Origin of the sequence: Paenibacillus sp. FSL H8-0034, from assembly GCF_038000305.1 — a bacterium.
GTDB lineage: Bacteria > Bacillota > Bacilli > Paenibacillales > NBRC-103111 > Paenibacillus_S.
The window spans coordinates 6,698,544-6,721,643 of sequence record NZ_JBBOBS010000001.1 but is presented as its reverse complement, the minus strand read 5'-3'; the positions used below and the strand labels follow the sequence as shown (position 1 = coordinate 6,721,643).

Annotated in this window: 22 protein-coding genes; 14 read left to right on the top strand and 8 right to left on the bottom strand. The window is 47.2% G+C overall.

Annotated features, from left to right (window positions below; genetic code table 11):
* Positions 1-28 precede the first annotated feature (28 nt).
* The 5 genes from NST47_RS30125 to NST47_RS30105 all read left to right on the top strand — a co-directional run bounded on the left by NST47_RS30125 (position 29) and on the right by NST47_RS30105 (position 7,439).
* Positions 29-1,189 carry a UxaA family hydrolase gene (locus tag NST47_RS30125; protein WP_341158429.1) on the top strand — a complete coding sequence of 387 codons (1,161 nt, stop codon included), beginning with the start codon at positions 29-31 and terminating at the stop codon, positions 1,187-1,189.
* A gap of 15 nt (positions 1,190-1,204) precedes the next feature.
* Complete coding sequence (locus tag NST47_RS30120) at positions 1,205-1,999, top strand: SDR family NAD(P)-dependent oxidoreductase (protein WP_076233087.1); 795 nt, start codon at positions 1,205-1,207, stop codon at positions 1,997-1,999.
* A 426-nt stretch (positions 2,000-2,425) separates the two neighbouring features.
* Positions 2,426-3,019: a PilZ domain-containing protein gene (locus NST47_RS30115; protein ID WP_341158428.1), complete on the top strand. Its 594-nt coding sequence runs from the start codon at positions 2,426-2,428 to the stop codon at positions 3,017-3,019.
* Between the two features lie 113 nt (positions 3,020-3,132).
* Positions 3,133-4,167 (top strand): LacI family DNA-binding transcriptional regulator, encoded by a 1,035-nt coding sequence (locus NST47_RS30110; protein WP_341158427.1) that lies wholly within the window; start codon positions 3,133-3,135, stop codon positions 4,165-4,167.
* Between the two features lie 53 nt (positions 4,168-4,220).
* Complete coding sequence (locus NST47_RS30105; protein WP_341158426.1) at positions 4,221-7,439, top strand: alpha-mannosidase; 3,219 nt, start codon at positions 4,221-4,223, stop codon at positions 7,437-7,439.
* 103 nt (positions 7,440-7,542) lie between these two features.
* On the opposite strand, the gene NST47_RS30100 is transcribed toward NST47_RS30105, so the two are convergent.
* The gene (locus tag NST47_RS30100) at positions 7,543-8,400 is read right to left on the bottom strand and encodes an SDR family NAD(P)-dependent oxidoreductase (RefSeq protein ID WP_341158425.1); all 858 of its coding nucleotides are present in this window, start codon (positions 8,398-8,400) and stop codon (positions 7,543-7,545) included.
* Between the two features lie 168 nt (positions 8,401-8,568).
* Here NST47_RS30100 and NST47_RS30095 point away from each other — a divergent pair, with 168 nt between their 5' ends.
* The gene (locus NST47_RS30095; RefSeq protein ID WP_341158424.1) at positions 8,569-9,003 is read left to right on the top strand and encodes a MerR family transcriptional regulator; all 435 of its coding nucleotides are present in this window, start codon (positions 8,569-8,571) and stop codon (positions 9,001-9,003) included.
* A gap of 87 nt (positions 9,004-9,090) precedes the next feature.
* On the opposite strand, the gene NST47_RS30090 is transcribed toward NST47_RS30095, so the two are convergent.
* The 4 genes from NST47_RS30090 to mtnK all read right to left on the bottom strand — a co-directional run bounded on the left by NST47_RS30090 (position 9,091) and on the right by mtnK (position 12,517).
* Positions 9,091-9,804 carry an ABC transporter ATP-binding protein gene (locus NST47_RS30090; protein ID WP_341158423.1) on the bottom strand — a complete coding sequence of 238 codons (714 nt, stop codon included), beginning with the start codon at positions 9,802-9,804 and terminating at the stop codon, positions 9,091-9,093.
* Positions 9,805-9,822: 18 nt separating this feature from the next.
* Entirely contained in the window at positions 9,823-10,044 is a 222-nt protein-coding gene (locus tag NST47_RS30085) for a hypothetical protein (RefSeq protein ID WP_341158422.1), read from the bottom strand.
* Between the two features lie 157 nt (positions 10,045-10,201).
* Complete coding sequence (mtnA, locus tag NST47_RS30080) at positions 10,202-11,290, bottom strand: S-methyl-5-thioribose-1-phosphate isomerase (RefSeq protein WP_341158421.1); 1,089 nt, start codon at positions 11,288-11,290, stop codon at positions 10,202-10,204.
* A gap of 15 nt (positions 11,291-11,305) precedes the next feature.
* The gene (gene mtnK, locus NST47_RS30075) at positions 11,306-12,517 is read right to left on the bottom strand and encodes an S-methyl-5-thioribose kinase (protein WP_341158420.1); all 1,212 of its coding nucleotides are present in this window, start codon (positions 12,515-12,517) and stop codon (positions 11,306-11,308) included.
* A 272-nt stretch (positions 12,518-12,789) separates the two neighbouring features.
* On the opposite strand from mtnK, the gene NST47_RS30070 reads away from it, so the two are divergent.
* Positions 12,790-12,981 (top strand): hypothetical protein, encoded by a 192-nt coding sequence (locus tag NST47_RS30070; RefSeq protein WP_341158419.1) that lies wholly within the window; start codon positions 12,790-12,792, stop codon positions 12,979-12,981.
* Positions 12,982-13,054: 73 nt separating this feature from the next.
* On the opposite strand, the gene NST47_RS30065 is transcribed toward NST47_RS30070, so the two are convergent.
* Positions 13,055-13,228, bottom strand: coding sequence for an asparagine synthase (locus NST47_RS30065; protein ID WP_076233107.1), 174 nt, complete (start codon positions 13,226-13,228; stop codon positions 13,055-13,057).
* A gap of 172 nt (positions 13,229-13,400) precedes the next feature.
* Here NST47_RS30065 and NST47_RS30060 point away from each other — a divergent pair, with 172 nt between their 5' ends.
* The 7 genes from NST47_RS30060 to NST47_RS30030 all read left to right on the top strand — a co-directional run bounded on the left by NST47_RS30060 (position 13,401) and on the right by NST47_RS30030 (position 20,674).
* On the top strand, positions 13,401-13,985 hold the full coding sequence (locus NST47_RS30060) for a DUF1802 family protein (protein WP_341158418.1): 585 nt from the start codon (positions 13,401-13,403) through the stop codon (positions 13,983-13,985).
* Positions 13,986-14,149: 164 nt separating this feature from the next.
* Entirely contained in the window at positions 14,150-14,980 is an 831-nt protein-coding gene (gene sufC, locus NST47_RS30055) for a Fe-S cluster assembly ATPase SufC (protein ID WP_341158417.1), read from the top strand.
* 26 nt (positions 14,981-15,006) lie between these two features.
* The gene (gene sufD, locus NST47_RS30050) at positions 15,007-16,314 is read left to right on the top strand and encodes a Fe-S cluster assembly protein SufD (RefSeq protein ID WP_262688062.1); all 1,308 of its coding nucleotides are present in this window, start codon (positions 15,007-15,009) and stop codon (positions 16,312-16,314) included.
* The gene (locus NST47_RS30045) at positions 16,311-17,537 is read left to right on the top strand and encodes a cysteine desulfurase (protein ID WP_341158416.1); all 1,227 of its coding nucleotides are present in this window, start codon (positions 16,311-16,313) and stop codon (positions 17,535-17,537) included. Before sufD ends, NST47_RS30045 begins: the two co-directional genes overlap by 4 nt.
* Positions 17,524-17,952, top strand: coding sequence for a Fe-S cluster assembly sulfur transfer protein SufU (gene sufU, locus NST47_RS30040; RefSeq protein WP_076233112.1), 429 nt, complete (start codon positions 17,524-17,526; stop codon positions 17,950-17,952). Before NST47_RS30045 ends, sufU begins: the two co-directional genes overlap by 14 nt.
* A 51-nt stretch (positions 17,953-18,003) precedes the next feature.
* Positions 18,004-19,401 carry a Fe-S cluster assembly protein SufB gene (gene sufB, locus NST47_RS30035; protein ID WP_262688065.1) on the top strand — a complete coding sequence of 466 codons (1,398 nt, stop codon included), beginning with the start codon at positions 18,004-18,006 and terminating at the stop codon, positions 19,399-19,401.
* A gap of 169 nt (positions 19,402-19,570) precedes the next feature.
* Positions 19,571-20,674 carry a C40 family peptidase gene (locus NST47_RS30030; protein ID WP_341158415.1) on the top strand — a complete coding sequence of 368 codons (1,104 nt, stop codon included), beginning with the start codon at positions 19,571-19,573 and terminating at the stop codon, positions 20,672-20,674.
* A gap of 132 nt (positions 20,675-20,806) precedes the next feature.
* Here NST47_RS30030 and NST47_RS30025 read toward each other — a convergent pair whose 3' ends face one another.
* Positions 20,807-21,844 (bottom strand): HD-GYP domain-containing protein, encoded by a 1,038-nt coding sequence (locus NST47_RS30025; protein WP_341158414.1) that lies wholly within the window; start codon positions 21,842-21,844, stop codon positions 20,807-20,809.
* Between the two features lie 182 nt (positions 21,845-22,026).
* On the bottom strand, positions 22,027-23,100 hold the full coding sequence (locus tag NST47_RS30020) for a ThiF family adenylyltransferase (RefSeq protein WP_341158413.1): 1,074 nt from the start codon (positions 23,098-23,100) through the stop codon (positions 22,027-22,029).

Genomic DNA, 23,100 nt, shown 5'->3' with positions numbered 1-23,100 from the left:
CTTAGCAGACTCAAAGGAGGAATTTGTAATGGAGCATATGATGGGCTATAGAAGATCGGACGGAACAGTAGGCATCCGCAATCATTTATTAATCATTCCCACTGTGATTTGTGCCAATCAGGTATGCAGCCGTATTATGCAAATGGTACCGGAAACGATAGCGATTCCGCATCAGCACGGCTGCAGCCAAATCGGTGCGGATAAGGATCGGACATTTGATATGCTGGCAGGTACAGGCAAAAACCCGAATGTAGGCGGAGTTATCATCATCAGCTTGGGCTGTGAGGTGATCGACCCTACGCAGCTGGCAGATGCGGTACGTGCGACTGGTAAGCTGGTTGAGGTATTCGATATTCAGTCCGTCGGCGGTTCGGTTAAAGCGATTCAGCACGGTGTCGAGCTGGCGAAGAAGATGAAGCAGCAGCTGGATGCGATGGAGTCGGAGCCGATTCCTTTCAGCGAGCTGATCATTGGCGTTAAATGCGGCGGTTCTGATGCAACCTCGGGTCTTGCTTCCAATCCTGCATTGGGTGCAGCAGCGGATTCCCTGATTCAGATTGGCGGGGGTGTCGTGATTGGAGAAACTACGGAAATTATCGGGGCTGAGCACGTTCTGGCTTCCCGCTGTGCCACACCGGAAACCTCTGACATGTTGTACACCATCGTCAACCGTTTTGAAAAAGAAGTAGAGCGAATGGGCGCCGATATGCGCGGTGGCAACCCAAGCCCGGGCAATATTGCAGGAGGCTTAACGACCATTGAGGAGAAATCTCTGGGTTGCATCAGCAAATGCGGTACGGCACCTATTAAGGGGATTGTTGAGTATGCCGAGACGATTCCGAAGCATGGTCTGTATTTTATGGATTCCCCGGGTAATGACATTGAATGCGTATCCGGTATGGCTGCAGGTGGAGCCCATCTCGTATGCTTTACAACCGGACGCGGTACTCCAACCGGCTCTGCGGTTGTGCCTGTCATCAAAATTACCGGTAACACACGGATGTTCGAGCGGATGAGTGACAATATGGATATTAATGTCGGTGACATGCTGGCAGGGACGCTAAGTCTGGAAGATGCCGGAGAAATGATTTGGGAAGAAATTAAAGCGGTAGCGAACGGCAAGCTGACGAAGGCTGAAATTCTCGGTCATACCGAATTCAGCATCAACCGTATCGGACCGAGCTTATAAGGGAGGCCTATGTAAATGGCAAGATTAGCAAATAAGGTTGCCTTGGTAACGGGCGGCAGCCGCGGAATCGGTGAAGCTGTGGCACTGCGGTTGGCTGAAGAGGGCGCTCACGTAGCTGTCAACTATACGTCAGATCGTTCACGTTCGCTTGCGGAAAAGGTAAAAGAACAAATTCAGGCGTTAGGCGTAAAATCGATGATCGTACAGGCAGATGTTGGTGATGGCAAACAGGTGGAAGCGATGTTCGAGCAGGTTCGCGAGGAGCTGGGCGATATTGAAATTCTGGTCAATAATGCCGGAATAGCACCGTTCGAACCGTTTATGAAGCTGACTGAAGAGACCTGGGATCGGACCTATGCGACGAACGTCAAATCGATTTTCCTCTGTTCTCAGCTTGCAGCCAAGACGATGGTTGAAAAGCGTTACGGCAAAATTATTAATGTGCTTTCCACGGCGAGCCTTGTGGTAACAAGTCCGGTGATTCCTCATTATCAATCGTCCAAGGCAGCCGCACATATGTTAACCAAAGGGATGGCTATCGAGTTGGGTAAGTACAACATTAATGTAAATGCAGTCGGACCCAGCACTGTGGATACCGATATGTGTACGGACTTTTTGGCGGATCCGCAAATTCGTGCCAAAGAGATTGAGGCTAATCCGATGAAGCGGCTGGGCACATCACGGCAAATCGGAGATGCTGTCGTATTCCTCGCTTCCGATGAAGCGATGCAGATTAATGGTCATCTATTAATGGTTGATGGCGGATTAACAGTAAAAGCGGCTCAACCGGAAGATCATATGGAGCATTAAGATCGACGGTTGTATCCACATAGAATATTAACGAGTTGAAAGCTCTTCGGGTGTTCCCGAAGAGCTTTTTTACATATAGATAGATGGTGATGAGGCCTATCGGATGTCTTTGGATGTCCCAGAAAATCATTGCGGTGGTAGGTGGAAAGTCTACGGGCCGTCTTTGAAGTCGTGTTCCCACCACCCTGCCTGATCCAAGGAACACGACTTCAACAACGGTTGGAACCCCATACCCATGTCCTCGCCAACGCACCAAAGCATGGGTTTAGACAAGGACATAGCCACAGCCATGAATCAAACTTCTTGAACGTTCGACAAGATTTGATGAATTTCGTCAAGAAAGCTAATCAATTTCTAATAGTTACCTCAAACTTTTTGAAACATTTTCACGTATAGTATGTGTATAGCTTAAGTGGAGGTGTTCTTATGAGAGACATTCAATTATTACACAAAGGAAAAGTTTATCATGGACGCATAGGGTATGATCAACCAGATATGATGGAAGTTGAGACCTTAAAGCCTGTAGAATTTGCAAGAGGAGATAAAGTGTTATGCTTTGATTTCCAAAGACGCCAACCGACAAAGGTTTTATATGCATCCTCAACAAAGCTGATTCTTGCGACTGCAGAATCGGAATTGTTTAACATAGGAAAAAGGCCAGAGAAAGCGTATGAAGACTTTATGAATGACGATATGGAACCGATAAAAAGCTTTAAATTAAACACCTATGCGACACTTAACGATGATTTCAAAATTACAGCTGTTCGGATATCCAATGTAAGTCAAATCGGAATTGGCCTGGAGGTCAACGATTTTTCGATCAAGCTGAACCATGTGTACGATACCAAAATATTTTGCGACGATGAATGCATCATGCCTAAAATTATCGTTCGTTACGCACACATTTTGGAGAAAACGATTCGTTACGGAGCCGAGATTCACAAGATCTCACCGAGTGATTTGAATAAATTTCAATATTATGTGGCAACTCAGCAATTTAAACAGCTCATGCACGCTTAACACTTTTATAACAATTTAACAAACGCTGGAGGTTGATCCCGGCGTTTTTTGTTGTGGTAAAATATATTGCTGCTTTTAATAACACGTGTTATATTGGAGCTGAGGTGTTAATCATGACGGGTAAAAGAGTAACCAGCTTTGATGTAGCCAAGCGTGCCGGTGTATCCCGAAGTGTCGTTTCGGCTGTGTTAAACGGAACCCAGGGAATTGGGGTTGGTGAGGAAAAGCGAAAGGCTGTATTGGAAGCGATTCGTGAGCTGAATTATCAGGTCGATGCACAGGCAAGAGGGATGAAGACCGGTCTTAGCCGCTGCCTGGCCGCGTATGGCAATGTGACGAATTTGCTTTTTTTGCAGGTACTTGAAGGTATGCAGGCCGCATGTGCAGGTCAGGGTTACCATGTACTGCTGTATCCATTCGGTCCGTCGGAGCATCAGAAGCTGGAGGGACTGCTCGATTTGTACCTGCAGCGGCGGATAGATGGCATTGTCGCCCTGGACCGACCGCATCAAGTAAGTGAAACCTGGGTGGAATTGGTGAACAGCCACAAGCTGCCTTATATATCAGTAGAAGGTTATCCCGAGCATGATCAGATTACTTCGGTATTAATGGATTATCGGGAAAGTATACACCGTGCGCTTGATTTTATATGGGAACGAACGGGTTTGGCCCCTGTATATATCGAGATGTACCATGAGCATATTCAGCTTGGCAGCGGAGATCGTCAGCGGCGGCAAGCCTATGAGCAATGGATGGCGGACAAGCAGTTGGAGCCCTGTACGCTATCGGCGTTAGATGGTCCATGGGAGCATAGGCGTGAATTTTGGACAGAGTGGGTTTCTGAACGCAGCAAGCCATCAGCCATATTGACTAACTGGTCAAGAGGGGCCGTGTATGTATGCCGTGCCGCGCAGATGCTTGGAATTGAGGTTGGACGCGACATTCATGTGATGGCAGCCGACAATACGGAGCGGATCAACCAGCATATGTACCCGACGATTACGTCCGTAGAGGTTCCTTATGTAGAGATGGGCCGCCTCGCAGCGGAACGTATACTGGAAACGATTGACGGCCGTAGAGCGTATACAGATCATAGTGATATAATGGTGTCCTCACAGCTTATAGTTAGAGATAGTGTCGGCAGCTAATTTTTTTTGAAATTTAATAACACGTGTTATATCAAATACAGGGAGTGATCCGAATGTTTTATGTATGGGAAAAATTGAACGCCCGCGTGATTGAGCTTGATGAATTTCGTTACAGAGATCGATTATCGATTCCAGCTTTTCAAAGCCTGGAGGATCCTGAGGGTGAAATTGGCGGACGCCCTGTATTACCTTTAACGCAGTTTCCAGATACGAAGGAAATGTCCTTGGGCGAGTATTGGCAGGGGCGTGACCGTTATCTGTGGCTGGCAGCCGATGTCGTGGTGCCGAAGGACTGGCAGGGCAAGAAGGTGCTGGGTCGGTTTGATTTTGGTAAAACTGGAGGAAGCTCAGGCTTTGAGTCGCTGTTGTATGTGAATGGACAACCTTATCAAGGTGTTGACTCCAATCATCAGGAGGTTTTTTTCGAAGAGGCGGCGGGAGCAACACTTGGGCTATGTTTCAGATTGTGGAGCGGCTTGGGAGGCTATAATTCCAAGGCGATTATGGAGCATCAACTGAAGCGTGCCGAGCTGTGCTGGCTGGATGAGGCGGCAGATGATTTGTATTACACAGCCCGCGCAGCACTCAGTGTTGCCAAAGTGATTCATGAGCATTCACCGGAGCGGCAGACCTTGCTGTCTGCGGTTGATCAGGCTTTTTTATTAGTGGATTGGTCCCGACCGGGATCCGATGATTTTTACGCATCGGTAAACGCCGCGGCGCAGCTGCTGAGGGCAACGGTCAAGGAGCTTCCAAAGCATCATGCGGTAACGGTACGCTGCATTGGGCATACGCACATAGATGTGGCCTGGCTGTGGCGGCTTAAGCATACGCGGGAGAAAGCGGTGCGTTCTTTTTCCACGGTTCTGCGTCTGATGGAAAAGTTCCCGGATTATGTGTTCCTACAGACAATGCCTCAGCTGTATGAATATATCAAAACTGACTATCCGGAAGTGTATGAGCAAATTAAGGTGAGAGTCAAGGAAGGACGCTGGGAGGCTGGCGGCGGCATGTGGCTGGAAGCGGATTGCAACCTGACCTCTGGGGAGTCCTTGGTCAGACAGCTGCTCTATGGTACGCGGTTTCTTCGTGAGGAATTTGGTGCGGAATGCACTTATTTGTGGCTGCCTGATGTATTTGGCTACAGCTGGGCGCTGCCACAGATTTTGCGAAAATCAGGGATCGATACCTTCATGACGACCAAAATTAGCTGGAATCAATATAACCGTATGCCGCATGATACCTTTCAATGGCGGGGGATTGATGGCACAGAGGTATTAACGCATTTTATTACGACACCTGATCCTGATGCAGGTGATGGAGGCTGGCTGTATACGTATAACGGAGAGGTAACAGCCAGATCAGTTAATGGGATTTGGGAAACATATCGTGACAAGGGTGTCAATCAGGAGCTGCTGTTGGCCTATGGATATGGAGACGGCGGCGGTGGCGTTAATAGAGAAATGCTGGAGCTGCGCCGCAGGCTGGCTGAATTGCCAGGTATTCCGCAAGTAACCACAGGGCGTGTCGATGATTATTTCGCCGCGCTGCACCAAACGATTGCAGAAACGAAGGAGTATGTGCATACGTGGGATGGCGAGCTGTATCTGGAGCTGCATCGTGGTACTTATACGAGCCAGGCATACAACAAGCTGATGAATCGTAGGCTGGAATTGCTTGCCCGCGAAGCAGAATGGCTGGCCGTTATGGGCAGCTTAGTCCAAGAAAATTGGCAGCCTTATGCAAAGGGAAAAATTGATGAGGCTTGGAAAATTGTGCTTCGGAATCAGTTTCATGATATTATTCCAGGCTCTTCGATAAAAGAGGTTTATGAGGATTCGACGCAAGAATATGCAGAAGCAGAAAAGCTGCTGCAGCTCGCATGCGACCAGGCCGATGAAGCACTAATTGTCACGTCTGATGCCACTATCTCAGCCAATACAGCAAGTACAACGCAAGCTTCCGACGACAGAGCGGTTTATACGGTATGGAACAGCGCAGGCTGGGAAAGAAAAGGTCTGGTACAAGTCAGGTATGATGGTTTCCTGACAGCTAATCGTCATGTGGAGTGGACGGATGCGCAGGGTGATGCGCTCATTGCACAGCAGGATGCTGCCGGATGGTGGGTGCAGTTGAACGGAGTTGCCTCCATGGGTTATTCGACGATTTACGCTGTATTCAATAATCTTATTAGCAGTGAGCCTAACACGGATTTGTACCCAGAAGTGTTCTCCTCATTGAACAATGGGATTGAAACACCTCATTATGTGCTGACATGGAATGAACAAGGGCAATTGACTTCAATTTGGGACAAAACGGCACAGCGTGAAGTGTTGGCGGAGGGCTTCAGCGGCAACGTGCTGCAGGTGTTTGAGGATAAACCGAAAAGCAGACATGAGGCTTGGGATATTGATATTTATTACCAGGAGAAGAAGGAAGAAATTACTGATTTAACTTCAGCTGTCATTAGCGAAATCGGAGCGCTTCGTGCTGTTGTGACGTTTAAATGGACCTATAAGGATTCTTCCATCGTGCAGAAAATGGTTCTTTATCGCGATTCACGCCGAATTGATTTTGTGAATGAAATCGATTGGCATGAGCAGCGCAAGCTGTTAAAAGCTGCATTCCCGGTTGAGGTACGTTCAACGGAAGCGACCTTTGATATTCAATATGGGAATGTGAAACGGCCAACACATTGGAACACTAGCTGGGATTATGCACGCTTTGAGGTTGTTGGGCACCAATGGGCCGATTTATCCGAGCGTGGTTATGGAGTGAGTCTGCTTAACGATTGCAAATACGGCTACGATATTAAGGATAATGTGATGCGGCTGACATTAATTAAATCGGCAATGATTCCCGATGATCAGGCAGACCAAGGGCATCATGCTTTCACTTACTCCTTGCTGCCGCATGCGGGAGATTGGATTGAAGGCGGAACGGCTGTTGAGGCTTGGGATTTGAACGCCCCAATGTCGAGCAAGCCGGGTGCTTCTGATGCGCCTGCATCGTTATTCAGGTTAACAGGCGGATACGTGCACGTAGATGCCGTTAAAAAATCCGAGGATGATGGTCGCGTTGTACTGCGCTTCCACGAGTTTGGCGGACAGCGCGGAACGATTGAATTGAACAGTGATTACACGATTTGCGGCTGGCAGGAATGCGATTTGATGGAGCGGCCGATGGGTGAACCGTCGAATACCTCCGTTATTCGTCTGGCTATTAAACCTTATGAGATCAAGACACTGCTGATTGATGTTGTTAAAGGCTAACACTAGCTCTAGATCGACATATAAGCAGCACTGCAACGACAGCCTGACATCCAATTCGCTTGGACGTCAGGCTTTTTTGGGGTTTTGAGCTGTACACAATCAGTTATATCGTTCCGTCTGCTGTGAATTCCCGTTGGTAGATGGAGCTTATTGTCTCCAGTAGGTTACGGCCATGCTCGCCGAATTTCAACTCCGTGGCCTTTCCTTGTACAAGAAAGACGCCAGACCGATGGTTGGTTTCACCTAAAGCAGCTTCGTACAGAAGCGAAGCTCCTTTACTCGGGTGTGGAAAAAATAGCTGCATTATCGGTTTAATATAAAATGGCAATCCTGGATTTTTACCTTTTCTGATCGTGTTATTGCCACCTGGATCCACACTAAGAATCTTGATTCCCTCATTGGCGACCAAAGGAGCGATCTCCTGCGTCCACAGGGAAAGCGCGAGCTTGGAAGCTGCATATGGACCGAATAGCTTTTTGAATACGGTAGGATGCTCCAGTGTGTCGGGATCAAAATGCTTCATATATTTAAAAGCATGGGTAGAGGTGTTCACGATGGTTTTCAAGCTTCCCCGCTGAACAAGCTCCTTCAGCTCCATATAAATGATGTAGGGCACTACAGTCTGCAGCTCGTAATGCATCTCGCGTCCCTGTTTGGAAAAGCTAAGCTCCGGGAAGCTGCCGCCTGCGTTATTGAACAACAGATCGATCTTCACCTCGGCAGCTTTGATCTGGCGCAGAGCATGCTTCAAATTGTTGAAATCGGTAAGGTCAGCTTTGAAAATCCTAAGCTGCCCTGCGTCAAGGCACTTCTGAATCCGTGTGTCGTCCTCGGGGAAGCCCGAGCGGATCAGGGCAATGACCTGCCAACCTTCTGCCAGCATTTTGCGGGTTAATTCGAGCCCGATCCCGCTGCTTGCACCTGTAATAAGAGCAGTTTGATCTTGTCCCCTTGTCTTCATTATGATGACCTCCATCGTTTAGTTTCGATTCAGGTTCGATTCGATGGATTCAGTGTATAACCTGGAGTCGGCTCCAAGTCAAGCGTGAAAAGACACATCGATACTTGACTTGGAGTTGACTCCAAGTTATATAATCGAATCAATTGAAGATAGAGGTGGGTGAACAGATTGGGCGAGGCTCGTGTATTCACGATTAAAGAAGCTGCGGAACAGACCGAATTATCAGAAGATACGATTCGCTACTACGAGAAAATTGGTCTTCTTCCGCGAGCAGAACGTAAGGAAAACCGACATCGTATATATCATCCTGAGGATATTGCTACGATGAAGCTGATCATATGTCTCAAAAAAACGGGAATGTCGCTGGATGAAATGAAGCCTTTTTTGAATTTATCGTATGACGATGATCTCACTGAATTTCCTGAGCTGTATGCCAAGATTCAGAGCCATAAGGAAAAAATCTACAATCAAATGGCTTCCTTGCAGCAGATTATTGATTTTATTGATTCCTTTGAATCGAGATTCAACAAAAAGGGAAGCTCCGCTGTGACAGCCTGCTCGATCTCCGGTGAACATGTACGAATGCCGATGTTTCAGAAGTGATTAAATAATCCCGCCCAGACCGCTGATCATCGTGGCTTCAATTAACAACTGGAGCAGTATATTTCGAGCAATGAAATACAAGCAACACTAATCAGTGGATTCTTCGCCAGGCAGCGGTAAAAGTCGTTCATCCTTGACGATCGCACCATCCCGAATGGAAATAACCCTTCTGGCATGCTCGGCGATATGGTTGTCATGTGTAATCAGCACAATCGTATTACCCTGCTTATTTAACTCTATGACCAGTTCGAGAACCTCATTGCCTGTCTTGGTGTCGAGTGCGCCCGTTGGTTCATCCGCCAATAGCAGGGAGGGAGAGCCAGATAATGCCCGGGCGATGGCAACCCGCTGCTGCTGACCTCCGGATAGCTCACTTGGCTTGTGGTGACCACGCGCACCCATTCCGAGCAATTCGAGCATGCGCATTGCCTTTTCCCGCCGTTCTTTTTTGCCGAGGCCCGAATAGATCAGGGGCAGCTCGACATTTTCCAAAGCATTCAGCCGGGGCAGCAGATTGAATTGTTGAAAAATAAAGCCGATTTTTTTGTTCCGCAGCTCTGCCAGCTGATTATCGCTCATTTTTTCGGTAGCTACGCCATCGAGTAGATAGCTGCCGGAAGTCGGGATATCCAGCAACCCGATCGTATTCATAAGCGTTGATTTACCGGAGCCGCTGGGGCCGATTATAGCAACGAAATCGCCTTTGGCCACAGACAGCGAGAGGTCGTTTAAGATGTGCAGCTTCTCTGCGCCGCGTTCATACACCTTGGTAATATTGCGGAGTTCGATCATGGAATGCATCCGGGAAATACCTCCTCCTTATGTAATATTTATCGATGGTTCCCGCCCGCTGCTTTGGTTGTCGCCGCCACCTGTGCCACCTACATCCGTACCGCCAGCGCCACCAGCAGCTGCATGCTGTAAGTCGTTGCTCGTATTTATTGGCGTTCTATCGTGGACTGCTTGAATGTCATTTTGCGGGATATCGTTGAACAATGACGCGATAACATCACCTTGTTTGATTGTATTGCGAGATTTCATTCAACTTTCAAGCGACTTGGCAGAGGGGAGCCAGTTTTCTAATATTGTAGCAACGGGATGTGAATGAAGTGTGAAAAAATGTGAGAGCCATACGTAGAAAATAAAGAGCAGCAGCCGCGTGGATCGCAGCTGCTGCCTAAAGTCGATAGTTTCTATTCTATTCAAAAAGTTTTTTTAGATTCTCGTGATAAGGGGCGCGGATTACGCCTTTTTCTGTAATAATCGCAGTTACATATTCATTCGGTGTGATATCAAAGGCAGGATTGAACACCTTAACACCCTTTGGTGCGGTGCGCTTGCCAAAGCCTTGTGTAATTTCATCCTCATGACGTTCCTCAATCGGAATGTCTGCCCCATTGGCCGTGTTCAGATCAATCGTGGACATCGGGCAAGCCACATAAAAAGGAATCCCGTGAGCTTTGGCTAGAACAGCCACGCTGTAGGTACCGATCTTGTTGGCTACGTCGCCATTAGCTGCGACACGGTCTGTGCCGACAATGACTGCTTGTACCCAGCCTTTACTCATGACGACTCCAGCCATGTTGTCGCAGATGAGAGTTACATCAACGCCTGCCTGCTGCAGCTCGAACGCTGTCAGGCGTGCGCCTTGCAGCACAGGTCGGGTTTCATCGGCAAACACCTTGAGATGGATGCCGCGTTCCTGGGCCAGGTACATCGGTGCTAGAGCCGTGCCGTAACGTGCTGTCGCCAGACCGCCGGCATTGCAATGCGTGAGCACGCCCATTCCGTCCTCGAACAAATCCAACGCGTGCACGCCGATAAGCCGGCACGTTTCCTCGTCCTCGCTCTGGATCAGCTTCGCTTCATCCAGCAGCGACTGCTTCATCGCTTCCGGCTCGCCGCCAGCGGAAGCAAGCTCTGTGGCACGCTGCTTCATCCGCTCCAGCGCCCAGAACAAGTTCACCGCCGTCGGGCGCGACGTCGCCAAATAATCACACTGCTTGACCGTCTCGGCAAGCAGCAGCTCCAGGCTGCCGCTTGTATCCCGCGCGCCGAGGTAAACCCCGTACGCCGCGGCGATCCCGATTGCGGGCGCGCCGCGTACCGCCAACTGCTTGATCGCATCCCACACCTGCTCGGCTGTCGTCAGCTCCAAATACACAATTTCATCCGGCAGCTGCCGTTGATCAAGCAAATCCAAACTCTGGGTCGCCGAGTTCCAGCGTACCGACTGCAGCCAATCGGCCGCCTTATTCTTTTCTTCCTGCTGTTCTTGTATGCTCATCCCAGATGCTCCTTTCTATTTCTGTTCAATCGCTTCGGCCGCAATCTCCAACAGATCGTTAATCGATTGAGCTTGACGGTTATGCTTGATGAGGGCCGTGCCGATGCGAAGCGCAATGCGCCGTGCGCGATCCTTGGCGGCTTCGTCCTCAAGCTTATTTATGTCGGCAACCTGGGCAAGACCGTGTACGCGGCGGACCATTTTGCATCCGGTATAACCGATCGCGTCACGAAGCACCTGCTCCAGATACCATTCCTGATATTTTTCGCCCGCAAATACGCGGTCTACGCCATACAGGGACCAGATCGAGCGAAACTCACCACTGAACGTATGCCAGATATCACGGATGGTTCCAAGCAAATAACCGCGGTAATCATCACGTGACAGTTGATCCTGACTCCAGCCCTCCTGTGCAGCATAATTCAACAGCAGATTGGCAAATACCGCCCCGATATCAAAGCCCATTGGACCATAATAAGCGAACTCGGGATCGATAACCTTGGTGGAATCCTCAGTAATAAAAATACTGCCGGTGTGCAAATCCCCGTGAAGTAGTGCTTGAGCCTTGGTCAGAAAGCCGCTGCGCAGAATGGCAACCTCGAGCAGCAGCTCCTTATCGACCCATAGAGCCTCAACTTCGCTGCGGATTGCCGGAGGAATATCGTTCGTATCTGCATCGCGATAAGGATCATCGAAGATCAGATCCTCCGTGATTTTGCAAAGCTCGGGATTAATGAATTGCTTGACGCGCAGCTTTTTTTCCTGCTGATTCATGCCAAGATCCGACGTATAGAATAACGTGTGGGCCATGAAACGTCCAATATGCTGCGCAAACAACGGATAGCGGTTGCCATCCATCAACCCTTTACGCATGATAACATGATCACTTAAATCCTGCATCACTGTTAAGGCCAAATCTTTATCATACGTATACACATGCGGCACCAGATCGGGGCATAAGGACTCTTGTATCTGTAAAGCTTCACTTTCAATTCGTGCCCGGTCCAGCGTGAGCGGCCATGATTCCCCGACAACCTTGGCATAAGGCAAGGCCTGCTTCAAAATAATACTTTTACCTGTCGAAGCCTCTGAAATATGAAATACGAGATTCAAATTGCCGTCCCCGATTTCATGACTGGAAAGCTCACTTCCAGCGGTGAATAAGTCAGGTATGGTGCGAGCGTAGGCTACTGCTTCTGCTTCTGTCAAAGCGTGATATGTAGTCATGGTTTCATATTCCTCCTTCGAGTTGGGTATTCTAATAATCTCGTAAGCATATGCTTATAAAATTTCATGGAAAAATGCATCAAGTATGCTCTTCATCCGATAAGACTGCCAACCTATAGTATAGCAAAATGAGACTTCGCTTGGAATAGCAGATCATGGGTTAAGATTGAAACAGAACGTCATTTACAAAAAATACATCTGGAGATAATATACCGATGACGCTCAGATTCTATATTATACCTATACGATTCATATCGGGAGGGTTTCATAGGATGAAGCTGCTTGTAAAGTTACTGTCTATAGTGTTCGCTGTAGGTATTATACTAACGCTCGGAATGCAGGCTCAAGGGGAGCCGATTCTTGCAAATCCTTATAAAGCTAATCATCAGCAATTTGAACGATTGCATGGGCCGGTGCTCGTTGTCAATAGCGAGTCCAATCGGACAGCTCAAGCAAATCGCTAATTGAGGGAATCCCATAATAAAGAAAGGGAGGGCTTAGGCCCTCCCTTTCCTTGTCATTCTGCATCAAACAGCTTTAGAATTGCTTGCCGCGACCCCGATGCTCCACAAGATCGATGGCACCCAATACCATATGAGCCAATCCGAAGCCTGCTACGGCTGCTGCCGCCATGGGGTACTTACCCCTTAGTGCAACACCTGAAGCCGTCACCGCTGTACCCAAAACAGTAGGAATAAGTCCTTCTCTCATGATGGTTCCTCCTCGTAATTTTGAGTGGATGTTCGAATGCATCTATAGGTTGGGGTAAAATCGTTAAATGTATGTTTGCCAAATAGTTGCATTGTCGGGCGGATCAATCTTATAATGGAGTATTGTGAATTACAGCTGGCTTCATAATTTTTTTTGAAGGGAGGCGAGAGTAATGACGGAAAGCACGTTAAAGCCGGTCGCTTTAAAGGAATGGGCCATAGCTATAGAAGCACTGCGAGCAGGTCGGCAAATCATGATCATGCGAAAAGGTGGGATTCGTGAGGAAACACGGGACTTCCATATTGAAAGCGAGAGCTTCTATTTGTACCCGACCTACGAGCATCAGAAAAAACAATGGATTAAACCGGATCATCAATATCAGCTGGATCTGACTTTGGAGGGCTGGAGCACTGGGGATACAGAGGTTGAAGTTCATTGTTACGCTGAGCTGGTAGAGGATATACTAATAGAAGATCAGGATCAATTGAACAAGCTGAGCGAGCTGCATCTATGGACAGATACATTTGCCGAGGAAAGATTAAAGTGGAAGCGCACCAAGCCGCTTCATGTGATGCTACTTCGGGTGTACGAGCTGGATAAGCCGATCAAGCTGCCGATTATTCCTTCTTACATAGGATGCAAATCATGGATTCAATTGGAGAGCAGCATGGTCCATACTGCATCCCGTAAGCCTGTGCTTACAGATGAAGTGTTCAATGGAGCCATCGCTCAAATCAAGAACGCATTAAAAGGGTAATGATAGTAGAAGGCCCAAAAAGCTGTTTTTATGAGGCATGTTTTGTATATAATTTGCAAACAGTTCTCTCAAACCATTGAGAATCAATGATAATCAGTTTATAATGATTATTAGATAAGAATAATCACTCTAAATATAGACTTAAATATGGAGGAAATAAGATCATGGCACAAACAACGGAATTCACTATAGACGGTTTGAAAGCTACTGTCGAAGGCAAGGAAATTTTGAAGGGCTTGAACCTTACCATGAAGGGCGGAGAAATCCATGCAATCATGGGGCCCAATGGAACAGGCAAAAGTACACTTGCTTCCACTATCATGGGTCATCCCAAATATGAAGTTACCGAAGGCGCGATCACGCTCAATGGCGAAGACGTTCTCGAAATGGCTGTTGACGAAAGAGCCCGTGCAGGTATTTTCCTTGCTATGCAATATCCAAGTGAAATTACCGGTGTCACGAATGCCGATTTTCTGCGCAGTGCAATTAATGCCCGCCGTGAGGAAGGCAGCGAAATTTCCTTGATCCGCTTTATCCGACAAATGGAAAGCAAAATGAAAGAGCTTGAAATGAATCCGGAGTTTATGCACCGTTATTTAAATGAAGGCTTTTCAGGTGGAGAAAAGAAGCGTAATGAAATTTTGCAAATGCTGCTTCTTGAGCCAAGTGTTGTTATTTTGGATGAAATCGACTCCGGTTTGGATATAGATGCCCTTCGTATAGTTGCAGCAGGTGTGAACGCGATGCGTTCCGAAGACCGCAGCTTTTTGATTATTACCCATTACCAACGTTTGCTTAACTATGTAAAACCGGATTTTGTACATGTTATGATGCAAGGACGTATAGTGAAATCGGGCGGACCTGAACTGGCAGAACGTCTTGAGAATGATGGCTACGACTGGATTAAGGAAGAGCTGGGCATTGACGATGAGACGGTTGGCGGACAGGAAGAAGAATTTAAAATCCCCATGAACACTCCAGGTCCAAAATACTAAGCGATAATCGTACAGGAGGAATAAATATGACTACACAAGCCATTCTTCCCATCGATCGTCAAGCCATCGTGCAGCTGTCACAATCGAGACAAGAGCCTGAGTGGATGACCAATCTGCGTTCAGAAGCGTTGGAATTGGCCGGATCGTTGGAATTACCCGTGCTTGAAAAAACAAGAATTGACCGTTGGAACCTTCGTTCTTTCGGAACCCATAAAGCAGAAACAGAAATAACCTCAACAGAACAGCTGCCTGCATTCACCAAAGCGCTGCTGCAGGATGACAGCGACCAGGCCAGCTTGATCATTCAAAGAAATTCCAGCATCGTGTTTCAAAATGTTTCAGAGGAGCTGACCAAGCAGGGCGTGATCTTCTCAAGTCTTGAAGCAGCTTTAACGAATCATCCTGAGCTGGTTAAGCAGTATTTCATGAGTGTGGTCAGCAAGGATGAGAATAAGCTGACCGCTCTTCATACAGCACTATGGAGCGGTGGCGTGTTCTTGTATGTACCTAAAAATGTAAGAGTCGAACTGCCGCTGCAGGCTTTATTCCTGACTGATGACGCTGATGCGTGCTTCTCGCCTCATGTGCTCATCATTGCCGAGCAGCATTCCTATGTTACGTATGTCGATAACTTTGCTTCTCATGGTGATTTGAACCATCTTGTTCAGAACGGTGTTGTAGAGGTTATCTTGAAACCTGGAGCGGTTGTCAATTATGCTTCGGTCCACAACTTTGACGAATCGGTTACGGATCTTTCCTACCGGAGAGCTGTTGTTGAGCAGGATGCTACGATGAACTGGGTAATCGGCGAGATGAACTATGGCAACGTCATGTCGGATACGACATCACTGTTGAAGGGCAACGGCTCAACCTCCGATGCCAAAATCATTTGTGTCGGTACCAACGAACAGAAGCTGAATGTAACCACTCGTGCCGTTCACTTTGGCAAAAACTCGAGCAGCGACATGATTACCCGTGCCGTTATGCGTGATGCAGCTACGGCGATTATTAACGGAATCACCAAGATTGAAAAAGGCGCTACAGGCGCCAATGGCCAGCAAACCGAAAAAGTGCTTATGCTGAGTCCAAAAGCACGCGGCGATGCGAATCCAATCCTGCTCATCGATGAGGATGATGTGAAAGCCGGACATGCCGCCAGCGTAGGTCAAGTAAATCCGGAGCAGATTCATTATTTGATGTCCCGCGGGATTACACGTGAAGAAGCACAGCGTCTGGTTATTTATGGCTTCCTTGCACCCGTTGTGTCTATCATCCCAATGAAAAACATCCAGGAACAGCTGCAGCGCTTCGTTGAAAGGAAGCTGGGACAATGAATACCAAAGAGATCCGTCAACTATTTCCCATCCTTCATCAGGAAGTAAACGGTCATCCACTGGTATATCTGGATTCGGCTGCGACCTCGCAAAAACCGGTGTCCGTTATTGAAGCGATCAAGCATTATTACGAATTTGATAACTCCAATGTACATCGTGGTGTGCATACGTTGGGTTCGAGAGCTACTGACGCTTATGAGGGTGCACGTGAAAAGGTAGCCAAATTCATAAATGCAGGCTCTACGGAAGAAGTTATTTTTACCCGCGGCACAACAACGGCTTTGAATATGGTCGCATCTGGTTATGCACGTGTGATTTGTCAGGAGGGTGATGAAATTGTCATTACCCCAATGGAGCATCATAGTAATCTGATTCCATGGCAGCAGGTGGCCAAAGCGACCGGTGCCGTGTTGAAATATATTCCTCTTCAGGAGGATGGTTCGATTCTACTGCAGGACGTGGAAGATACGATCACGGAGCGTACCAAAATCGTATCGGTTACCTATGTTTCCAACGTACTTGGTGTTGTGAATCCAGTTAAAGCCATTGCGGAAATCGCGCATCGTCATGGTGCGAAGATGGTCGTTGACGGTGCACAAAGCACACCGCATTTGAAGGTTGACGTACAGGACCTTGATTGTGATTTTTACGCCTTATCAGGGCACAAAATGTGCGGTCCAACCGGCATTGGTGCCCTGTATGGCAAAAAGACGTTGCTTGAGCATATGGAGCCTATCGAGTTTGGCGGCGAAATGATTGACCACGTGGATCTGTATGATTCTACCTGGAAGGAGCTCCCTTGGAAGTTCGAGGGGGGTACACCTGTCATTGCTGGAGCTGTTGGCCTTGGCGCTGCGATAGATTTTCTGGAGAGCATCGGAATGGATGCGATTGAACGTCACGAAAGGCAGCTGACTGCTTATGCTGTAGAGCGCTTGAGTGAGATTGAGGATTTGAAGATTTTTGGACCACTTACGGATCGAGCCGGTTTGGTTACTTTTAATTTAGGTGATGTTCATCCCCATGATGTAGCAACCGTACTGGATACGGATGGAATTGCTATTCGTGCAGGTCATCACTGCTGCCAGCCTTTAATGCGCTGGCTGCAAGTATCTTCAACGGCTCGGGCGAGCTTTTACCTTTATAATACGGAAGAGGATGTTGACCGTCTGGTTGCTTCGCTTCTAAAAACAAAGGAGTACTTCGGCCATGCAATTGGATGATTTGTACCGTCGAGTCATTATGGATCATTATAAAACTCCTCGTAACCGCGGCACCTTTGAAGATGAAGCTGTTACCATTGACTTAAACAATCCAACCTGCGGCGATAAGATTCAGCTTCAGATGCAGATTGATAATGGTAAGGTGAAAGCTGCCAAATTCGTTGGTGAAGGCTGCTCCATCAGCCTTTCCTCCGCTTCGATGATGACGGATGCTGTCAAAGGCAAAACAATCGAAGAGGCGTTGGAGATGGCAGACAAATTCTCCTCGCTCATGAAGGGCGAGCCTGTAGAATTTGAATACGAGGATATCGAGGCCCTCTCAGGGGTGAACAAATTTCCGGCACGCATCAAGTGCGCAACGTTGTCATGGAACGCCTTACGCAAGGGAATTGAACAATCGCAACGACAGGAATAAAGTCGAATATCATAGTACTACGAACGATATTTTAAAGGAGGTTTACCTATTATGGCCAAGCAAATGCCCGAAATGGAAGCTTATCAATATGGATTTCGTGACACGCACGAATCAATCTTCAAAAGCGGCAAAGGCTTAACACGTGAAATCATTATGGAAATTTCCGCAATGAAAAAAGAACCGGACTGGATGCTTGAATTCCGTTTAAAGTCCTTTGAGCAGTTTTTGAAAATGCCTATGCCGCGTTGGGGCGGTAACATGGACGATCTGGATTTTGAAGACATCCAGTACTATGTTAAGCCTTCAGAGAAGCAAGGAAAGACATGGGAAGAGGTACCTACAGAGATCAAGGAAACCTTTGATAAGCTTGGAATTCCTGAAGCTGAACAAAAGTTTCTTGCCGGTGTATCGGCGCAATATGAATCTGAGGTCGTCTATCACAGTATGCAAAAGGATCTTGAGGATAAAGGTGTTATCTTCACGGATACCGATACAGCGCTTCGTGAATTCCCGGAAATATTCAGAGAGCATTTCGGTACGATTATTCCTCCAAGCGACAACAAATTCGCTGCACTGAACAGTGCGGTATGGTCAGGCGGAAGCTTTATCTATGTACCTAAAGGCGTGAAGGTGGATACTCCGCTTCAAGCTTACTTCCGTATCAACTCCGAGAACATGGGGCAGTTTGAGCGTACGCTGATCATTACGGACGAAGACAGCTTTGTTCACTATGTGGAAGGCTGTACAGCTCCGATTTACAGCACGAATTCTCTGCACAGTGCGGTTGTTGAGATCATTTGTAAGAAAAACTCCCGTGCCCGTTATACGACGATTCAAAACTGGGCTCCAAACATTTATAATCTGGTTACCAAACGTGCTGTTGCTGAAGAAAATGCAACGATGGAATGGGTAGATGGCAACATTGGCTCCAAGCTGACCATGAAGTATCCGGCTGTTGTACTCAAAGGCCGCGGCGCTAAAGGTATGGTGCTTTCGATTGCTGTAGCAGGACGCGGACAGCATCAGGATGCAGGTGCGAAGATGACTCATCTGGCACCTGATACAACCTCCACGATTGTATCCAAATCGATCAGCAAGCACGGCGGTAAAGTAACTTACCGTGGTCTGGCATCGTTTGGACGCAACTCCCAAGGCTCCAAGGCTAACATCAAATGTGATACATTGATCATGGATAAAGAATCCACCTCGGATACGATTCCATACAATGAAATCATGAACGATAACATTACACTGGAGCATGAAGCAACGGTATCCAAGGTATCCGAGGATCAATTGTTCTATCTGATGAGCCGCGGACTGACCGAAGCCGAAGCTACACAAATGATTGTCATGGGCTTTATTGAACCGTTCACCAAAGAACTGCCAATGGAATACGCAGTTGAAATGAATCGTTTGATCAAATTTGAAATGGAAGGCAGTATCGGTTAATTTTTAATCATATACTGGCTTACTATTCAGCTATAGCAAGGCATCGTTTCTCTTCGGAGGCGCGATGCCTTTTTGCTTTTCAACAAAAATGCATAAGGGAGCACTTAAATTCTCATGCTAAGCAAGTAGATCAAGTTGTTTATATGATGAGAAAGAGGAGCGACCTACCATGAGGCTTCCAGTCAAATACGGGATCGTCAGTGTATTGGCGGTATGTTTAACCACTGCAGGCAGTGGATGCAGTCCCAAGCAAGTTCAGCAGCAGTCAGTCGCGGGTTCGCAGTTGAAACCGTTCAGTAAAGGTGGGGTCGGTGGTGTTAACACGCTGAGTTCTGTCGAATCGGCGAGTCTACCCATTTCCATTTATGATGGGATTCCTTATATAACAGGTAACGATTTGGCACAAGCCTTACAGCTTCATAGCAAATGGGAAGCCGATCGGAATATTTACCAGCTAGGAGATTTTGACGCGGCTTATGAGTTGAAGATTGGTTCTGATAATGTACGGGTGGATGAAGGGACCATTCAGATAGCGCAGCCACCTATTTTACGCAATTCGATGGTTTATGTACCTGTATCAGCGCTTTCCCCCTTGTTTGCATCGTATACAAATTTTGTCGTTACAGACAAAGAAGTCAAGCTTGATCTATCGTCCGGGAATCCCTCACAACCTATCAATGGACCTGAAGATACAAGCACGGGTGGAGATGCTGATTTTATGGACGATCCGAATGACCCTTTTAAGGGAGAAGAGCCAACAGCAGATCATGTAGAGCAGACAGTAGCTTCATTTGCCCATAACGGCAGTGGTGCAGCAGCTTCTGGAGTGTCCGAGCCTTCACAGTCAGCGATTCCCGCTGCCAAGCTTAAAAATGTCGACGTTAATCAACTCATAGCCAAAGCCAAAAGCTATATGGGTGTCAAATATTTGTTTGGAGCGCCTCCTTACCCGGAGTCGAGCAGGTTTGATTGCTCTACATTTACTCGCTACATTTATGGACGTTATGGCATAACCTTAGGGAGAACGGCGCGTGCACAGGCCGCTGAAGGAGCCAGCGTTAGCAGGAAGCAGCTTCGTAAAGGCGACTTGTTGTTCTTTTATGTGCCAGGCCGGTTTCGCTCCAATAAGACGGTCGGCCATGTGGCTATTTATATGGGCAATAACCGTATTGTCCATTCGTCACCCGAACCGGAAAATGGGGTTCAAATCACCAATATCAATAAACCGTATTGGAAAGAAACCTTTTTGGAAGCCAAGAGATTTGTTTATTAACTATGGATTCGGTGGGTTACAAAACAACTCGCTGACTTCTTTTACCGCAGCATGCAAAAGAGCCTTTCTCTAGAGAAAGGCTCGGCTAAGCGGCATTAATACTATGTACACCACTTTATTATGATCATACGACTATACATACACTTCTTCAATTACGAGCTCGGGATGGTCGGTCAAATTCACAAAATGATCATCCACCTGCACCAGAGGTTTAAACATATCCGAGGGATGTGTCAGAACAATGTAACCGGTCTCACCGGATGACAGCAGAACACGCTTACCAATAAAATTTGGAATCATATTGCGAATAAACACCTGAGTAATTTTGGGATCAAGCTTACCAAAGCTGAGTCTATGAAGCTCTCTTAATACGTACAGTAGATCCCGTTTTTTCTGGTATACACGGGAAGATATCATTGCACTGTATATATCAGCAACGGCAACGATTTTGGAGAGCGGAAGAATGGCAGACTCCTTGATCCCATGTGGATAACCACTTCCGTCAAATCGCTCATGGTGCTGCAGCGCCGCCTGGGCCAAAGCTTCACTCATGTTAGAGTCCTTGATTAGCTGATAACCGATAGCAGGGTGTTTCTTGACCTCTTCGAATTCTTCATCCGTCAAACGTCCCGGTTTGGTTAGAATGGCTTTATCAATCCGGCATTTGCCTATATCATGCAGGTAACCGGCTTTTCCAGCTATTAAAGCTCTTTCGTTGGTTTGTCCAAGCCATTTGGCAATATAATAAGAAATCATCCCGACTTGGACGCTGTGCTGGTATGTGTAATCATCCTGGTTATTTAAGGTAAGAAGCAGCGAAACGACATCCCTCTCACGAACAAACTCGTTTGAAAGCGGAGCAAAGCTATCGTTAACCTGGGATTCATCGAGCTTGCCGCTTTTTTCAACTTGTTCGAATAAATCCTTAATACCGTCAACGGCCTCCTCGTAAGCTTTTGCATGCTTGGAGATTTCCTGTTCTGGCAATATAACTTCTTCTTCATGTTTAGACGAATTGTCGAATCGGATCATGAGGTCGACATAATCAATGTGATGCAAGTTAAGCTTACTGATATCCGAAGAATTCAAAACGGTATGGGCAGAAACGACTAGGAGCCCGTTTTTATTAAAAATATCAGAACCAGTGCGATCTCCAACCTGTAAATCCATAACCGAAACTCTCAAGAAGATCACCTCAACTAAAGTATGAAAAAATTGGTAGAATAAATCCAGTTTTATGCATTCATCCTATCAAACTCATCTAGTACTTGACAATAAGCATAACGAACCATAAAACTTGAATAATAGTCAAGAATAGATTAAATAATACAAAAGTTTTAGTGCGGTTAGGCTTACATTCCTACATAACGACTATATAAGCTTTTGGCTTGAATTGGATCATCGGTACCTTGAATAATGACTCGTCCGTCTGGAAACAAGACAAGGGTTAATGTATCGTTGATATGGAATTTAAGGAGAAAAGGATTAAGTTCAATGCTGCCCAGCTGCCCCCACTTGGCTGCCCATTCCTTCAGATCAAAGGCTCCAGCGTGCAGCGGCTGAATTTGTACGGAGTTTCGACCGCATAAGGTTTGGATGGTGTCTTCTCCCAGATCCTGCTCCAAATATTCGTAACGCTCCTGCGCACAGGCAGGGCAATCCGTTTTACGGGCCTTGCTGACGTCTACAGCGGCATGCTGGTTGTGCCACAGATCCCAATGTACCATTTTACGGTTAAGCTGTTCATGAGCTCCTACAAGCAGCTTTAAGGCTTCTGTGGATTGATGGGAAGCAACGGTGTGGATAATAGGTCCAATCACGCCTGCAGTATCGCAGGTTTCGGCAGTGCCTTGAGCAGGCGATTGTCCAAACATGCAGCGCAAACAAGGGGTAGACCCTGGAATTATCGTTAGTGAAACACCGCGGGAGCTTACGGCACCTCCATAAATCCAGGGAATACGATGTTTGGCGCTCACATCATTGACAAGAAAGCGCACGCTGAAATTATCGGTTCCATCCAATATGAGATCGACATCGGACAGCAAGGCTTCGGCATTGATTGCATTAAGGTCACTGACGATCGGCTCCAGCGTAATTTCGGAATTGGCCTGCTGAAGGCGTTTGGCAGCAGCCATGGCTTTGGGCTCCGAGGCAGCAGCATCCGCTTCATCGTACAGCATCTGGCGCTGCAAATTGCTCTCTTCCACAAAATCACGGTCAATTAATCGCAGAAAACCAACACCTGCTCTTGCCATATGATTAGCCAATACCGTACCTAATGCGCCCATGCCGACGATAGCGACACGTGCTGCTCCAAGCTTGGCTTGACCTGCTGTACCTATAGGTGCAAATAGAAGCTGTCGGGAATACCGACCAGAAGTAGTCGGTGTACCGTCGGCTTCGGGATGCAGATTAGTAGTATTCAT

Excerpts from the sequence above, each read along its gene's own strand:
- mtnA (WP_341158421.1), bottom strand. The coding sequence starts at position 11,290 with ATGAGCATACAAGAACAGCAGGAAGAAAAGAATAAGGCGGCCGATTGG.
- NST47_RS30020 (WP_341158413.1), bottom strand. The coding sequence starts at position 23,100 with ATGAATACTACTAATCTGCATCCCGAAGCCGACGGTACACCGACTACT.
- sufD (WP_262688062.1), top strand. The coding sequence starts at position 15,007 with ATGACTACACAAGCCATTCTTCCCATCGATCGTCAAGCCATCGTGCAG.
- NST47_RS30045 (WP_341158416.1), top strand. The coding sequence starts at position 16,311 with ATGAATACCAAAGAGATCCGTCAACTATTTCCCATCCTTCATCAGGAA.
- NST47_RS30125 (WP_341158429.1), top strand. The coding sequence starts at position 29 with ATGGAGCATATGATGGGCTATAGAAGATCGGACGGAACAGTAGGCATC.
- NST47_RS30060 (WP_341158418.1), top strand. The coding sequence starts at position 13,401 with ATGACGGAAAGCACGTTAAAGCCGGTCGCTTTAAAGGAATGGGCCATA.
- NST47_RS30105 (WP_341158426.1), top strand. The coding sequence starts at position 4,221 with ATGTTTTATGTATGGGAAAAATTGAACGCCCGCGTGATTGAGCTTGAT.
- sufU (WP_076233112.1), top strand. The coding sequence starts at position 17,524 with ATGCAATTGGATGATTTGTACCGTCGAGTCATTATGGATCATTATAAA.
- NST47_RS30110 (WP_341158427.1), top strand. The coding sequence starts at position 3,133 with ATGACGGGTAAAAGAGTAACCAGCTTTGATGTAGCCAAGCGTGCCGGT.
- NST47_RS30065 (WP_076233107.1), bottom strand. The coding sequence starts at position 13,228 with ATGAGAGAAGGACTTATTCCTACTGTTTTGGGTACAGCGGTGACGGCT.
- sufB (WP_262688065.1), top strand. The coding sequence starts at position 18,004 with ATGGCCAAGCAAATGCCCGAAATGGAAGCTTATCAATATGGATTTCGT.
- NST47_RS30070 (WP_341158419.1), top strand. The coding sequence starts at position 12,790 with ATGAAGCTGCTTGTAAAGTTACTGTCTATAGTGTTCGCTGTAGGTATT.
- NST47_RS30085 (WP_341158422.1), bottom strand. The coding sequence starts at position 10,044 with ATGAAATCTCGCAATACAATCAAACAAGGTGATGTTATCGCGTCATTG.
- NST47_RS30030 (WP_341158415.1), top strand. The coding sequence starts at position 19,571 with ATGAGGCTTCCAGTCAAATACGGGATCGTCAGTGTATTGGCGGTATGT.
- sufC (WP_341158417.1), top strand. The coding sequence starts at position 14,150 with ATGGCACAAACAACGGAATTCACTATAGACGGTTTGAAAGCTACTGTC.
- NST47_RS30025 (WP_341158414.1), bottom strand. The coding sequence starts at position 21,844 with ATGGATTTACAGGTTGGAGATCGCACTGGTTCTGATATTTTTAATAAA.
- NST47_RS30090 (WP_341158423.1), bottom strand. The coding sequence starts at position 9,804 with ATGCATTCCATGATCGAACTCCGCAATATTACCAAGGTGTATGAACGC.
- NST47_RS30100 (WP_341158425.1), bottom strand. The coding sequence starts at position 8,400 with ATGAAGACAAGGGGACAAGATCAAACTGCTCTTATTACAGGTGCAAGC.
- NST47_RS30115 (WP_341158428.1), top strand. The coding sequence starts at position 2,426 with ATGAGAGACATTCAATTATTACACAAAGGAAAAGTTTATCATGGACGC.
- NST47_RS30120 (WP_076233087.1), top strand. The coding sequence starts at position 1,205 with ATGGCAAGATTAGCAAATAAGGTTGCCTTGGTAACGGGCGGCAGCCGC.
- mtnK (WP_341158420.1), bottom strand. The coding sequence starts at position 12,517 with ATGACTACATATCACGCTTTGACAGAAGCAGAAGCAGTAGCCTACGCT.